At 71.6% G+C, this 13,989-nt stretch carries 14 protein-coding genes and 2 tRNA genes; 10 read left to right on the top strand and 6 right to left on the bottom strand.

Going from position 1 to position 13,989, the window contains the following annotated elements; all coding sequences use genetic code 11:
* Both BLW78_RS26825 and BLW78_RS26820 read left to right on the top strand, forming a co-directional pair.
* Window positions 1–383 (top strand): integrase core domain-containing protein (locus tag BLW78_RS26825; protein ID WP_139307752.1); only part of this gene is annotated, 383 nt, incomplete at its 5' end.
* Between the two features lie 461 nt (window positions 384–844).
* Entirely contained in the window at window positions 845–1,324 is a 480-nt protein-coding gene (locus BLW78_RS26820) for a Panacea domain-containing protein (protein WP_091683162.1), read from the top strand.
* 527 nt (window positions 1,325–1,851) lie between these two features.
* On the opposite strand, the gene BLW78_RS26810 is transcribed toward BLW78_RS26820, so the two are convergent.
* The 3 genes from BLW78_RS26810 to BLW78_RS26800 all read right to left on the bottom strand — a co-directional run bounded on the left by BLW78_RS26810 (window position 1,852) and on the right by BLW78_RS26800 (window position 2,968).
* A tRNA-Ile gene (locus BLW78_RS26810) sits at window positions 1,852–1,927 on the bottom strand.
* Window positions 1,928–1,994: 67 nt separating this feature from the next.
* The gene (locus tag BLW78_RS26805; protein WP_091683171.1) at window positions 1,995–2,513 is read right to left on the bottom strand and encodes a hypothetical protein; all 519 of its coding nucleotides are present in this window, start codon (window positions 2,511–2,513) and stop codon (window positions 1,995–1,997) included.
* Between the two features lie 379 nt (window positions 2,514–2,892).
* Window positions 2,893–2,968: transfer RNA gene (locus BLW78_RS26800), tRNA-Glu, on the bottom strand.
* A gap of 162 nt (window positions 2,969–3,130) precedes the next feature.
* On the opposite strand from BLW78_RS26800, the gene cobU reads away from it, so the two are divergent.
* The 5 genes from cobU (at window position 3,131) to BLW78_RS31535 (ending at window position 7,453) form a co-directional block, all read left to right on the top strand.
* On the top strand, window positions 3,131–3,673 hold the full coding sequence (cobU, locus tag BLW78_RS26795) for a bifunctional adenosylcobinamide kinase/adenosylcobinamide-phosphate guanylyltransferase (protein WP_170855258.1): 543 nt from the start codon (window positions 3,131–3,133) through the stop codon (window positions 3,671–3,673).
* Window positions 3,670–4,272: a cob(I)yrinic acid a,c-diamide adenosyltransferase gene (cobO, locus tag BLW78_RS26790; RefSeq protein WP_091683156.1), complete on the top strand. Its 603-nt coding sequence runs from the start codon at window positions 3,670–3,672 to the stop codon at window positions 4,270–4,272. Before cobU ends, cobO begins: the two co-directional genes overlap by 4 nt.
* Window positions 4,273–4,307: 35 nt before the next feature.
* Window positions 4,308–5,750, top strand: a complete 1,443-nt coding sequence (locus tag BLW78_RS26785) for a cobyric acid synthase (protein WP_091683155.1) — start codon at window positions 4,308–4,310, stop codon at window positions 5,748–5,750.
* A gap of 78 nt (window positions 5,751–5,828) precedes the next feature.
* On the top strand, window positions 5,829–7,175 hold the full coding sequence (locus tag BLW78_RS26780) for an MFS transporter (protein ID WP_091683153.1): 1,347 nt from the start codon (window positions 5,829–5,831) through the stop codon (window positions 7,173–7,175).
* 101 nt (window positions 7,176–7,276) lie between these two features.
* A complete protein-coding gene (locus BLW78_RS31535) occupies window positions 7,277–7,453 on the top strand; it encodes a hypothetical protein (protein WP_010687019.1) in 177 nt (58 codons plus the stop codon).
* A gap of 41 nt (window positions 7,454–7,494) precedes the next feature.
* On the opposite strand, the gene BLW78_RS26775 is transcribed toward BLW78_RS31535, so the two are convergent.
* Window positions 7,495–8,409 (bottom strand): NAD(P)-dependent oxidoreductase, encoded by a 915-nt coding sequence (locus BLW78_RS26775; RefSeq protein ID WP_091683151.1) that lies wholly within the window; start codon window positions 8,407–8,409, stop codon window positions 7,495–7,497.
* Window positions 8,410–8,584: 175 nt separating this feature from the next.
* The gene (gene cbiB, locus BLW78_RS26770; protein ID WP_091683168.1) at window positions 8,585–9,580 is read right to left on the bottom strand and encodes an adenosylcobinamide-phosphate synthase CbiB; all 996 of its coding nucleotides are present in this window, start codon (window positions 9,578–9,580) and stop codon (window positions 8,585–8,587) included.
* Between cbiB and cobD the strand changes: the two genes are divergently transcribed.
* The gene (gene cobD / locus BLW78_RS26765) at window positions 9,572–10,606 is read left to right on the top strand and encodes a threonine-phosphate decarboxylase CobD (RefSeq protein ID WP_091683170.1); all 1,035 of its coding nucleotides are present in this window, start codon (window positions 9,572–9,574) and stop codon (window positions 10,604–10,606) included. The genes cbiB and cobD overlap by 9 nt on opposite strands.
* Here the strand turns inward: cobD and BLW78_RS26760 are convergent.
* Window positions 10,599–11,774, bottom strand: a complete 1,176-nt coding sequence (locus BLW78_RS26760; protein WP_091683150.1) for an MFS transporter — start codon at window positions 11,772–11,774, stop codon at window positions 10,599–10,601. The genes cobD and BLW78_RS26760 overlap by 8 nt on opposite strands.
* Window positions 11,775–12,107: 333 nt before the next feature.
* Between BLW78_RS26760 and BLW78_RS26755 the strand changes: the two genes are divergently transcribed.
* Entirely contained in the window at window positions 12,108–12,299 is a 192-nt protein-coding gene (locus BLW78_RS26755) for a hypothetical protein (protein WP_012318462.1), read from the top strand.
* Window positions 12,300–12,555: 256 nt separating this feature from the next.
* Entirely contained in the window at window positions 12,556–13,965 is a 1,410-nt protein-coding gene (locus BLW78_RS26750) for a malonyl-CoA decarboxylase (protein WP_091683148.1), read from the top strand.
* Window positions 13,966–13,989: the final 24 nt, after the last annotated feature.

Genomic DNA, 13,989 nt, shown 5'->3' with positions numbered 1-13,989 from the left:
CCACGACGGGCGTCTCGGCCGAGATGGTCTGCAACCTGATGATCGCCTGCTGCGAGCGCCGGTTCGGCGCGACGAAGACCCCGCACCCGGTCGAGTGGCTGTCCGACAACGGCTCCGCCTACATCGCCAAGGAGACAGCGCAAACGGCCGCCGCGCTCGGCCTACGGCTGCTGTTCACCCCGGTGCGTTCGCCGCAGAGCAACGGCATCGCGGAGGCGTTCGTGAAGACGCTCAAGCGGGACTATGCCCGCTTTGCGATCTTGGTCGACGCCGAGACCGTGATGCGGCTTCTGCCGGCTTGGTTCGAGGACTACAACACTATCCACCCGCACTCCGGCCTGCGCATGCTCTCGCCCCGAGAGTACCTCAGCCGGACTGCCTAAACCCGCCCCGCTGCCTGTCCGGTCAAACAGGGTGCACTCCACTGGGCGCGGCCTGAGCCGCCGGCTTCGAGACATCGTCGAAGCACCGCAGACGGAGCAGCGAGTCCTTTACGTCTCGGCAGGCGGCGATGTCTGATGCGCTCTGCGCCTGCGCGTCCCCGGAAGCGACGATAAGTGCGAGGGCTGCGAGGGCTGTACGCATGGCGGCAGGATAGCGGAGGCGTGGTCGTCGGCAACCTTCAAGGCCGGGTACGCTCTGTTACTGCGCATGCTCGCCACGTCCAAAACTAGACGGTTCCTCTCCGCGCCAGAGGGGATGTGACATAACTGCAATGCCGCACCTACAGGTGTGGAACAAATAGGGAACTAGTGCTATAAGCTGTGGACAGCGTGCATATGGTGCACATATCCACAGGCTCCTGGCTTTCATTGGACAGGCAGACAGGGAGAGGGGTCGTCCGATGCGCACGTACACGGCCCACGAGATCGCTCGCTACTTCCTTGCGAAGGCCGACGCTGGCGTTGGCGATCTCATCTCGAACCTCAAACTTCAGAAGCTCTGCTACTATGCGCAAGGCGTCGGAACGGCGACACGAGGCCAGCCGCTCTTTGAGGAACCGATCGAGGCGTGGCTGCACGGTCCGGTCGTGCCGCAGCTGTATCACACATACAGCTCTTATGGGCGTGAGGCCATCCCGGCTCCGGTAAATTTTGATATCGAGAACTATGAACTGGCCGATCGGCTGATCATGGATGATGTCTATGATTATTACGGTCAGTACTCTGCTTGGCGGCTTCGTCAGATGACGCATGACGAGCCGCCGTGGAAGAACGTCTACGATGAGGGGTGTAGCAACCTCATCACGATCGATGCTTTGAAAGAATATTTTTCCACGCAGATAGACGACGATTATAGGCGCAAATACGGTGAGCAAGTTTAAAGGCTCAAATCCTAAACAATCGGCTTTTGGAAAAACTACCGCTCCGCCCCCACCTGTAAACACTAACCGCCAATCACCTCAGTTCTCTTTTGAGTACATGAGGTCAAATAGCGGCTATAGTGTCGCATGCTGCGACAATGAACACAAGGCATCGTTAGCGTCTAAACTTTTTACGCTCAGTCGGATGACGTGGCAAGACATACAAGGAGCACCTCGACACGGACTGGGCTGCGAGATTATTTCACGCAATTCTTTCAAGACGGAAATTCCGGCGAATGTACCGGCCGACGCAGCAATGCTTGCGCTGCGCTATCACGGATTAAGTCCCGTTGTCGGCTTTCGAGACGGGCGCATCTTTCACATTGTTTTCCTGGATCACAATTTCACTGTATACAACCACGGATAGCGCAACCTGGCCGGCACATATGCTGAGCAAGATAGGGATACGCTGCCTTCCGTAGCCGTACTTCCGACCCCGCACAGTTCTCGTCGATGGAACGCCGGCAACCTCGGGGCTGGCTGTAATCTGGTGGGCTCGGCAGGACTCGAACCTGCAACCAGACCGTTATGAGCGGTCGGCTCTAACCGTTGAGCTACAGGCCCCGCGTCCGCATAGCTGTCGCTGCCCGGCAGGTGCAACCTATCGTCAGAGCACGTAGGGCTGGTGGGCCTACTCGGCGGCCTCAGCCCTCTCGCTGTCTTCCTGATCGTCCTCAGTCCGATCGTGCTCAACAGCGCCTTCTTCCTCTGCGCTCGCCGTCAGAGCACCAGCCCGGTACTTATCGCCCTGCCGCTCCAATTCGCCGCTGTTCGCCATCACGCTGAGGTACGTGTTCAGAGTGTTGGCCGCCACGTCTGTCAGGCGCTCGCTGATCTCGGCGTGCGTCAGACCCTCAGAGCCAGCCTCCTCAAGCAGTGCCTTCAGCCGCCCCTTGGCCGAATTGGCGCGCGGTCCTCGGGGGCCACGACTACCACGAGGCCGGTCCTCGCTCGCCGGCGCGCGACGGCGAGTTGATAGATCGTCGGCAGGATCGTCCAGCGGCGTGCCTTCCAAGATAGATGCAAGTGAGCGCTCAGCGAGGTGGAGCTTCGTCAGCTCGCCGCTCACGCGCTCGTACTCAGCCTCAAGGCTCTCGCGCTGGTGCCGGACGTTGGCCAAGGCCCTAGCGAGCGTGTCGTCATTTGCCATCGGTAACTCGATTTCTTCCTTCTTGGTGCCCGGGATCAGGGGAGCAGTCGCAAACCGTATCATTGCACCCCTCATGGTCCTCGCGGTGCCGAACGTGACGCCCGCCCGAGACCTCTCAACGTCGTGCGGCATGCTGCCACGCTCCGTTGATACGATTTCTCGATCAGTTGGCTCGCCGTGGTTCCGGGACCAATCACAAACGACAGCGGCATCGTGATCGTATGAAACCGCAAGGTTCCCGCCACCGCATGGGCGGCCACGCTAGCAGCGTCTCACACGTTGACGCGCTCAGGCTGCAATCTCACACGCTGTCGAGATCGGCTGTGTGAGACGCCAGTGTGAGCCGCATCAGCAATTTCAGCTAAGTGCTTGATTTTGCTGGCGCGCCCTACGGGAATCGAACCCGTGTTTTCGCCGTGAAAGGGCGACGTCCTGGACCGCTAGACGAAGGGCGCTCTGGCTGGGCCGGGGTTCTATAGTCGGACCGGAGACGCCCGGCAACCGTCCAGGCGCGGCACAGGTGCCACAGGTCCCGAGTTTGCAGGTCCTGAGGTCACAGACCCTTACTCTGTCGGTCCTGGGTTTGACCGCGCACCGGGTTGGGGCGATGGAGAGCCATGCCCCAGCCCACCCCTCGCATGACCCTCGTCCTCGGCGGGGCGCGGTCCGGCAAGAGCGCCTACGCGGAGGGGCTGATCGAAGCCTGCCCCGGCCCGTGGCTCTATCTCGCCACCGCCCAGGCCTTCGACGACGAGATGGTCGACCGCATCGCCCAGCACCGCGCGCGGCGCGGCGGCGCCTGGCGCACCCGCGACGTGCCGCTCGCGCTGCCGGAGGCGGTCGCCGAGGCCGAGGGACCGGCCCTGGTCGACTGCCTCACGCTCTGGCTCACCAACCTGATCCTGGCGGAGGCCGACGTGGCGGAGGCGACGGCGCGGCTCCTCGCCGCCTGCGCCGACGTCCCGGGCCCGCTCGTGCTGGTCGGCAACGAGGTCGGGCTCGGGATCGTCCCCGACAACGCCCTCGCCCGGCGATTCCGCGACGCCGCCGGCCGCCTCCACCAGCAGCTCGCCGCGCGGGCCGACCAGGTCGTCCTGACCGTGGCCGGCCTGCCGCTGGTCGTGAAGCCGCGAACCTCTGAGACAGGAGCCTCCGCATGAGCGACGACGCCGCGCGCCACCGCGAGAAGATGGAGAAGCGCAAGGCCGTCCAGGACGCCGAGGTCGCGGGCAAAACCCTCGAGAAGGGCCTGCTCCTCGTCCATACCGGCCCCGGCAAGGGCAAGAGCACGGCGGCTCTGGGGCTGATGCTGCGGGCGCTCGGCCGCGGCTGGCGGGTCGGCATGGTGCAGTTCATCAAGGGCGGCTGGGACACCGGCGAGCGCCACGCCGTGGCGGCCTTCGGCGAGAGGGTCGTGTGGCACACCCTCGGGGAGGGCTTCACCTGGGAGACCCAGGACAAGGCGCGCGACATCGCCGCCTGCCGCCACGCCTGGACAGTCGCCGAGGGCCTGATGGCCGATCCCGCGATCCGCCTGCTCGTCCTCGACGAGCTCAACATCGCGCTGCGCTACGACTATCTCGACCTCGACGCGGTGCTGGCCGCCCTGCGCGCGCGCCGGCCGGACCTGCACGTCGTCGTCACCGGCCGCAACGCCAAGCCCGCCCTGATCGAGGCCGCCGACCTCGTCACCGAGATGGGCAGCGTCAAGCACCACTTCGCCGCCGGCGTGAAGGCACAGGAAGGGATCGAGTTCTGAGCCCGCCGCGCGCGAAGGCGCCCAGGAAGGCCCTGATGATCCAGGGCACCGGCTCCGACGTCGGCAAGTCCCTGATCGTGGCGGGGCTGGCGCGCGCCTTCACGGAGCGGGGCCTGAGGGTCCGGCCGTTCAAGCCGCAGAACATGTCGAACAACGCCGCCGTCACCGCCGACGGCGGCGAGATCGGCCGGGCGCAGGCGCTCCAGGCCCGGGCCGCCCGGGTGGCGCCCTCCGTGCACATGAACCCGGTCCTGCTGAAGCCGCAGAGCGAGGTCGGCTCTCAGGTGGTCGTGCAGGGCCGGATGGTCGCCACCGTGAAGGCGCGCGACTACCAGGCCTGGAAGCCCCGGCTGATGTCCGCCGTCCTCGACAGCTTCTCCCAGCTCGCGGACGAGGCCGACTTGGTTCTGGTCGAAGGCGCGGGCTCGGCGTCGGAAATAAACCTGCGCGCGGGCGACATCGCCAATATGGGCTTCGCCCGGGCCACCGACACGCCGGTGGTGCTGGTCGGCGACATCGACCGGGGCGGGGTGATCGCGAGCCTCGTCGGCACGAAGGCGGTGATCGACCCGGCGGACGCCGCGATGGTCGCCGGCTTCCTCGTCAACCGGTTCCGCGGCGATCCGAGCCTGTTCGCCGACGGGATGCGGCTGATCGCCGAGCGGACCGGCTGGCCGGCGCTCGGCCTCGTGCCGCACTTCCCCGACGCCGCGCGCCTGCCGGCCGAGGACGTGCTGGGCCTCGCCGGCTCGGACTCGCGCGGGGCCGGCTCCGTCACGGTGGCGGTGCCGGTGCTGCCGCGCATCGCCAATTTCGACGATCTCGACCCGCTGCGGGCGGAGCCGAACGTGTCGGTGGTGCTGGTCCGGCCCGGAACGCCGATCCCCGCCGGGGCCGCCCTCGTGCTGCTGCCGGGGTCGAAGACCACGATCGACGACCTGGAGGCTTTCCGCCGAGAGGGCTGGGACGTCGACCTGCGCGCCCATGTCCGCCGGGGCGGACGGGTGCTCGGCCTGTGCGGCGGCTACCAGATGCTGGGCCACAGCCTCGCCGACCCGCACGGGATCGAGGGGGCGCCCCGGACGGTGCCGGGCCTCGGGCTCCTCGCCGTCGACACCGTGATGACGCCGGAGAAGCGCCTCGCCGCCGTCACCGGCACGAGCCTGCCCGACGGCGTGCCGTTCGCCGGCTACGAGATGCATATCGGCGCGACGGAGGGCCCCGACGCGGACCGGCCGCTGCTGCGCCTCGCCGACGGGCGCCCGGACGGGGCGGTCTCGGCGGACGGGCGCGTGGCCGGGACCTACGTGCACGGCCTCTTCGCGCAGGATGCCCAGCGGGCGGCCTGGCTCGCGCGCCTCGGCACCGTCTCGGAGGGCACCGGCTACGAGGCCGGGGTCGAGGCGGCGCTGGACGGCCTCGCGCGACACATCGCGGCCCATGTTGACTGCGACCGCCTCCTGGCGCTTGCCCGGTAGGCGGGGCGCGGGCCAGGGATTACTCTGTGTTATGCCGGCCCCGCCACGAAGGGCCGCACGCCCCCGGAGGAACGCCCCATGCCGCCCACGCCGTCCCCCGCCGGGGAGGATCTCGCCGCGAGCACCGTCCGGACCGTGACCCTGCGGCTCATGCCGCTCCTCGGCCTGCTCTACCTGATCGCCTATATCGACCGGCAGAACGTCTCCTACGCCAAGCTGGAGATGGTCGGCAGCCTCGGCCTCTCCGAGACCGCATACGGGCTCGGGGCCTCGCTGTTCTTTCTCGGCTACTTCCTGTTCGAGGTGCCGGCCAACGTCTTCCTGGAGCGGGTCGGCGCGCGGATCTGGTTCGCCCGGATCATGATCACCTGGGGGATCGTCACCGTCCTGCTGGGCTTCACCCAGGGCACGGCGATGTTCTACGTGCTGCGCTTCCTGCTCGGCGCCGCCGAGGCCGGCTTCTTCCCCGGCGTGCTGTTCGCGCTGACCCTGTGGTTCCCGCAAGCGCACCGGGCGCGGATGATCGGCTGGTTCATGATCGCCAGCGCCATCGCCAACGCGGTCGGTGCGGCGATCGGCGGCGCGCTGCTGGGCCTCGATGGGCTCCTCGGCCTCCAGGGCTGGCAGTGGGTGTTCCTGGCCACCGGCGCGCCGGCGATCCTCATGGCCGCGGTGGTGCTGTTCGTCCTGCCGGACGGCCCCGAGACCGCCCCCTGGCTGTCGCAGGCCCAGCGCGACTGGCTCGCCCGCACGCTCCGGGCCGAGCGCGAGGACGGCGGCCACGTCGACCACGGCAACCCGTTCGCGGCGCTCCTCGACCGGCGGGTGCTGATGCTCGCCGGGGTCTACGTCTCCCTGCCGCTCGCCGCCTACGGCCTGGGCTACTGGCTCCCCACCGTGGTCAAGGGCTTCGGCGTCTCGAACCTCACCAACGGCTTCCTCAACATCATCCCGTGGCTCGCCACGGCCTTCGCCCTGTGGTGGGTGCCGCGCCACGCCGCCCGCACGGGGGCGCAGGGCAACGCCCTGACCTGGCACGTGGTCGGGCCGGCGCTGGTCGGGGCGGCGGGCCTCGCGCTCTCCGTCGTCCTGCCGGGCAACGCCGTGAAGTTCGCCTGCCTGTGCGTGGCTGCGGCCGGGACCTTCGCCGCCCAGCCGGTCTTCTGGTCGATGCCCGGGACGTTCCTGCGCGGTGCCTCGGCGGCCGCCGGGATCGCGGCGATCAATTCGGTCGGCAATCTCGGCGGCTTCGTCGCCCAGAACGCCGTACCGTTCATCCGCGACCAGACCCAGAGCGACCTCGTGCCGATGCTGTTCCTGGCCGCCTGCCTCGCCGTGGGGGCCGGCCTCATGTTCGTGGTGCTCTCTGCCCTGCGCCGCGACGCGGCGCGGCGGGCGATGCCGACGGCCGCGAGACCGGCCTGAACACGGTCCGGATTCGTGCGTTATCCTTCCTCAGGCCGGCACGACCGGCAGGATGATGCAGACCCGCAAGCCCGCGGGCCATCGTCGAGGAGGGCACCGCGATGAGTCAGGGATTTCCGCTCATGATCCTCGCCTTCGGGACGCTCGGCGGCATCTGGTTCCTGGCCGCCGCGGCCCGGAAGCAGGTCGCCGACGCGAAGGGGAGCCCGGAGCGCTCCAGCGTGATCCACCACCACGGCGGCGAGCCGCGCCCGAACATGCAGGGCACCGAGCACTAGGAGAGCCGGGCACCGGGGCGGCCGCTCCCGCGGCGCAGCTGTCAGCCGGCGGCGATCCGCCGGCAATGGTCGAGGGCGGCGCCGATCAGGTTGTCGCTCGCCTCGGGCGTGCGGAATGCCGAGTGCGCCGACAGGGTGACGCTGGGCAGGTGCGCCAGCGGGTGATCCGCCGGCAGGGGCTCGACGGTGAACACGTCGAGCCCGGCCCGCGCCACGTGGCCGGTGCGCAGGGCCGCGACCAGGGCGTCCTCGTCGAGCACCGCCCCGCGGGCGGTGTTGATCAGCATCGCGCCGGGCTTCATCGCGGCGATCCGCGCGGCCGACAGGAAGCCGCGCGTCGCGTCGGTCAGGAGCAGGTGGAGCGAGACCACGTCGCTCTCGGCGAGCAGGCGGTCGAGCGGGACGAAGTCGACGCCGGGATGGGTCTTCGGGGTCCGGTTCCAGGCGAGCACCCGCATGCCCGCGCCCCGGCAGAGGCGCGCCATCTCGGCCGCGATCCCGCCGAACCCGACGAGGCCGACGGTCTTGCCGGTGAGCTGGATCCCCTCGGTGCGCAGCCAGGATCCGGCGCGCATCGCCCGGTCCATCTCGGGCAGGCCGCGGGCGGCGGCCCACATCAGCGCGAAGGCGCACTCGGCGACCGCCGTGTCGCCGTAGCCCTTGATGGTGTGGACGGTGACGCCGAGGGCGTCCCGGAGCGCCTCCGGGTCCATGTAGCTGCGGGCGCCGGTGCCGAGGAACACGACGTGCTTCAGGCCCGCGCAGGCCCGGGCCACGTCGAGGGGGAGGGCGGTGTGGTCGATCACCGCGGTCTCGGCGCCGTCGAGGATCGCGGGCAGGTCCTGCGGCGCGATTCCGGGATCCGCGTGGATCGCGAAGGGCGGATCGTCCGGCCGCAGCAGCCGCCGGGCCACCGCCGCCAGGGTCTCGCTGGCATCCACGAACACGGCACGCATCGGCGTCTCCCTCATCCTGCCCCGTCCGGCCACGATGCGTCCGGTGCGCGGGCCGTGCCAAGGCCCGATCGGGAATTGCCGCCGTCTCTGCGAGCGGAGCGAAGCGATCCCGTCGGCGCCACGATCTCAGAGGTCGCGCGGCCCTGGCGCGCTTCGCTCCGCTCGCGAGGACGGCTCAGCCGGTGAGCGACAGGCAGAGCGCGAGGAGCGCCAGCACGAGCCCGCCCTGCAGCCAGCAGGCGGTGCGGTAGAGGGCCAGCGCCCGGGCGATGTCGTCGGCCGTGGCGGCGTCCCGGCCGTCGCCCATATGGGCGTCCGGGACGAGGGTGCCGTCGTAGACCCGCGGCCCCGCGAGCCGCAGGCCGAGCGCCCCCGCCATGGCGGATTCGGGCCAGCCGGCATTGGGCGAGCGGTGCCGGCGCGCGTCCCGGGCCATGGCCCGGAGCGCCCCGCGCGCGTCGGCGCCGCGCAGGGCCGCCGCCCCGGCGATCAGCAGGCCCGCGAGCCGGGAGGCCGGCAGGTTCACGCCGTCGTCGAGCCGGGCCGCCGCCCAGCCGAAGGCGGCGTAGCGCGGGCTGCGGTGGCCGATCATGCTGTCGGCGGTGTTGACCGCCTTGTAGAGGGCACCCCCCGGCAGGCCGAGGCAGCCGATCCAGAAGGCCGGCGCCACGATCCCGTCGGAGAAGTTCTCCGCTAGGCTCTCGATCGCGGCCCGGCAGACAGCCGCCTCGTCGAGGCGGTCGGGGTCGCGCCCCACGATCATCGCCACGGCCCGGCGCCCGGCCTCCAGGCCGCCCGCGCGCAGGGCCGTCTCCACGGCGGCGACGTGCTGGTGCAGGCTGCGCTGCGCCGGCAGGCTCGCGCCGAGCAGGCCGAGGAGGAGCAGAGCGGGGAGGGGGCCGGCGAGCCCCGCCAGCGCCGTGACGGCGAGGGCGGCCGAGCCGACCGCGGCGAGGAGCAGCGCCAGCGCGGCGCAGCCGGCGACCCGCCGCCGGCGCGCCGAGCCGCGGTTGAGGCCGCGCTCCAGGGCGGCGATCAGCCGGCCGATCCAGGTGACAGGGTGACCGGCCGCCCTGTAGAGCGCGTCGGGATAGCCGGCCGCCGCCTCGATCCCGAGGGCGACGGCGAGGACGGCGAGCGTGTCGGCGAACGTACCGGGCAGATGGACCATTCGGTGTGGAGCGTTCCCGCGCGTGAGGCCGCCCCGATCGCGCATGGCGGCGATCTCGGCGGGCTCCGACAAGCCTTTCCCGACGCGCCGGAGCCCTGGCTCGACCTCTCGACGGGGATCAACCCGGTCCCCTATCCCGTGCCCGCGCTGGAGGCCAGCGCCTGGGCGCGCCTGCCCGAGGCCGCCGAGGTCCGCGCGCTCCGGGAGGCCGCCGCCGCGGCCTACGGCGCGCCGGACGCCGACCACGTCGTGCCCGCGCCCGGCACGCAGGTCCTGATCGAGACCCTGCCCCGGCTCCTGGCCCCGACCCGGGTCGCGGTTCTCGGGCCGACCTACGCCGAGCACGCCGCCGCCTGGGCGCGGGCCGGGCACGCGGTGGCGGAGGTCTCGAGCGTCGACGCCCTCGGCGCGGCCCGGGTGGCGGTGATCGTCGATCCCAACAACCCGGACGGGCGGACCCATCCCCTGGCCGAGCGCCGGGCGCTCGCCGCGGCGCTCGGCCGGCGCGGCGGCCTGCTGGTCGCCGACGAGGCCTTCGCCGACCTCGAGCCGGTGGAGAGCCTGTGCCCGCACGTCTCCGCACCGGACTCGGGGCCCGGCACCGTGGTGCTGCGCTCCTTCGGCAAGACCTACGGGCTCGCCGGCCTGCGCCTCGGCTTCGCGGTCGCCGAGCCCGGCACGGCGGCCCGGATCGCCGCGGCGCTCGGACCCTGGGCGGTGTCGGGCCCGGCCCTGGCGATCGGGCGCGCGGCCCTGTCGGACGCGGGCTGGCGCGCTGAGGCCGCCCGCGCCCGGGCCGCGGATGCGGGCCGCCTCGACCGGATGATCGCCCGGGCCGGAGGCCGGACCGTCGGCGGCACCTGCCTGTTCCGGACCGCCGATTTCCCCGACGGGCCGGACCTCTACCGGCGGCTCGCGGCGTCCGGGATCGCGGTGCGGCGCTTCGCCGGGCGCCCGGAGCGCCTGCGCTTCGGACTTCCGCCCGACAGGGTGGGCTGGTGCCGGCTGTCGCGGGTGCTCAGGTAGCCCGGGCCCCCGGTGGGTGCGGGTCGCGGGCCGCCACGAGCACGGCCAGCGCCGAGAAGGCGAGGCCGACCGCGCAGACGCCCGGCCAGCCCACGAGCAGGAAGGCCTGCGAACCGGCATAGGCGCCGAGCGCCCCGAACACGAACAGGGTCGTGAACAGCACGGTGTTGATGCGGCCCCGCGCGCCCGGAACCAGCGCGTAGGCGCGGGTCTGGTTGGCGATGAGCGCGCCGTTCATGCCGATGTCGATGAGCAGCACGCCGAGCGCCACCGCGGCGAGCGACCACGTGCCCCCCGCCCAGAGCACCACGAAGGACAGCGCGACCAGCAGGCTGCCGCCGAGGACGACGGGCTTCGCCCCCCGCCGGTCAGTGAAGCGGCCCGAGATCGGCGCCACGAAGGCCCCGCAGACGCCGATCACGCCGAACAGCCCGGCCCCGGCGGCGGTGAGGCCGAAGGGCGGCGCCTCGACCAGCAGGGCCAGGGTCGCCCAGAAGGCGTTGAAGCCGGCGAACAGCAGCGCCTGCGACAGGCTCGCCGTGCGCAGCACCGGCTGCGTGCGGGCGAGGTGGAGGATCGACAGCATCAGGGCGCGGTAGCGCAGCGGGTGCGTCTGCACCGTGTGGGGGAGGGTGGCCCGCGCGATGCCCGCCATGGCGAGCGCCACCACGGACGCGACGAGGAAGACGGGCCGCCAGCCGAGATGCGCCCCCAGGAAGCCGCTCGCCGTGCGGGCGAGCAGGATGCCGGTGAGGAGCCCGGTCATGACCTGGCCGACGATCCGCCCGCGGCTCGCGTCCGGGGCGAGCTCGGCCGCGAACGGGACCGCCTGCTGGGCCGCGCAGGACAGCACGCCGACCACCAGATGGGCGAGCGCGAGGCAGGCGAGGTTCGGCGCGAGGCCCACGGCGAGCAGGGCCAGGGCGAGGCCGAGGCACTGCCCTACGATCAGGGCGCGGCGCGGCAGGGCGTCGCCGAGCGGCACGAGCCCGACGATGCCGAGCCCGTAGCCGACCAGGGCCGTGGTCGGCACCCACAGGGCGGCGCGGTCGCCGAACTCGGCCACGATCAGGCCGAGCAGCGGCTGGTTGTAGTAGATGTTGGCCACGGCCCCGCCGGCGATCAGCGTCAGGCCGAGCCGGGCCTTCGCGTCGAGGGGTGCGGTCACGGCCGGGTCGGGGGCAGGCGGGTGGGCCGCCGCGGGAGAGCCATGGTCGGGTCCGTGTCGGGAGGGCGATCGGAGCGGCGAGCGATACGGGCGGAGCGCGCCGCCGGGCAAGCTGCGGCGATGCATCCCTGCCGGGACGCCCCGGGCCCCTTCACCGGAGCCGGCGGCGCACCATATGCAACAGACGCAGCCGGCGCCGCCCCCATGCCAGCGGGCGCCGCGACCGATGCGCCGGGCGCCGGGCCTCGCGAGGTTTACGGACCGGACTACGAACGAGAGGGCGGTTTCGTTCCGTGCGAACGGCGCCGGGGCCGCCGCAGCAGGGAGTACGGGATGCCGAACTACCGCGTCGACTTCGCCAAGGAGATCCTCGGGGTGCCGTTCACAATCGGCTCGGTCGCGATCGCGCGGGCCCGCGATCCCGAGCGCGCCCGCCGCGCCGCGGAGCTGCGCTTCGCCCGCCAGCACGGCGTCGGCGACTGGCGCGAGCGGGCGGACCTCGCCACCGTGGCCGAGCGGCTCTGACGGCCGGCCGGATCCACCGCACCACCCCCGTCACACGATGGTCGTGCCGCGCCCGCACACGGGGAGCCCCGTGGGGAGCCCCGCGTCGGCGACCGGTCAAGCTCTGGTCGCGGCGGCCGCGGCGCCGTAGAATGGCGGGCGGATCGGGACGCCCGCCGGCGTCCGGATCCGGTTCCGCCCGCGCCCGACCGACGAGCCGGCGTCGCGGGACCGGACACGTCTCGAATCCGGGTCGACAGGGGTCAGTGCGAAGGTCATGGCGGCGATCTCCTTCTTCGGCGACCTGCTTCAGACCATCAGCGAGCGCGGCCGCGACCTGATCGGGATCGGGCGCGGCGACATCGCGTCCCGGGCGAGTGCCGGCGACCTCGTCAAGCTCTGCGAGGACCTGATCTCCCGGCGCGGCGAGGCCTCCGGGGTGGCGCTGGCCCGCCTGATCCTCGACCGCTACGCGAGCTTCGGCCAGGCGGAGCGCCACGCCTTCCTGCGGGCTATCGCCCTCGACTTCGACGCGGACCACGCCGCCGTCGACGAGGCCATCGCCGCCTACCGCGCCGCCCCCTCCCGCGCCCGCTTGGGCAGCCTGCACGAGGCCGCCGAGCCGCGCAGCCAGGAGCTGATTCGCCGCCTCAACCTCGCCCGCGGCGGCACGCTCAGCCTCGTGCGGATGCGCGAGGACCTGTTCGACCTGCGCCAGGCCCTGCGCGCCGGCGACGAGGCCGACCCCGCCCTGATGGACGCCGTCGACAGCCTCGACTGCGACTTCGAGCACCTGTTCGCGTCGTGGTTCAACCGCGGCTTCCTCGTGCTGCGCCACATCGACTGGACGACGCCGGCGCACATCCTGGAGAAGATCATCCGCTACGAGGCGGTCCATGCCATCTCCGGCTGGGACGACCTGCGCGCCCGCATCGAGCCGCCGGACCGGCGCTGCTTCGCGTTCTTCCACCCGGCGCTCGCCGACGAGCCGCTGATCTTCGTCGAGGTCGCGCTCACCGACCAGATCGCCCCGGCGATCGCCCCGATCCTGTCGCAGGAGCGCAAGCCGCTGCAGCCGCAGGCGGCCACCACGGCGGTGTTCTACTCGATCTCGAACTGCCAGAAGGGCCTCGCCGGCGTCACCTTCGGCAACTTCCTGATCAAGCAGGTGGTCGAGGACCTGACCCGCGAGGTCCCCACGCTCAAGACCTTCGTGACGCTCTCGCCGGTGCCGGGCTTCGCCGCGTGGCTGGCGCGGGAGCGCCGGGCCGACAGCCCGCAGGGCCTGCTGCCCGAGGATGTCGAGACCCTGCGGGCGCTGGACGACCCGGCCTGGCCGGCCGACAAGGCCCGGGCCGAGACGGTGCGCCGGGCGCTGATCCCGGCGGCGGCCGCCTATTTCCTGCGCGCCAAGAACGAGCGCGGGCGCCCCCTCGATCCGGTGGCCCGGTTCCATCTCGGCAACGGCGCGCGCCTCGACCGGATCAACTTCCTGGGCGACACCTCCAAGAAGGGGCTGGCCCAGTCCCACGGGCTGATGGTCAACTACCTCTACGACCTCGCCGCCATCGAGCGGAACCACGAGACCTACGCCAATCTCGGCACCGTGGTGGCGGCTCCGGCGGTGACTCGGGAGCTGCGCGCCAAGCTGCCGCCGCCCCGGGCCGTGGTGCTCGCCGAGGCGTAGGCGTCGCGACTCACCGGACCGCGC

The sequence above is a fragment of the Methylobacterium sp. 275MFSha3.1 genome, assembly GCF_900108435.1.
Classification (GTDB): Bacteria; Pseudomonadota; Alphaproteobacteria; order Rhizobiales; family Beijerinckiaceae; genus Methylobacterium.
This window is presented reverse-complemented; position numbering and strand designations above follow the sequence as displayed.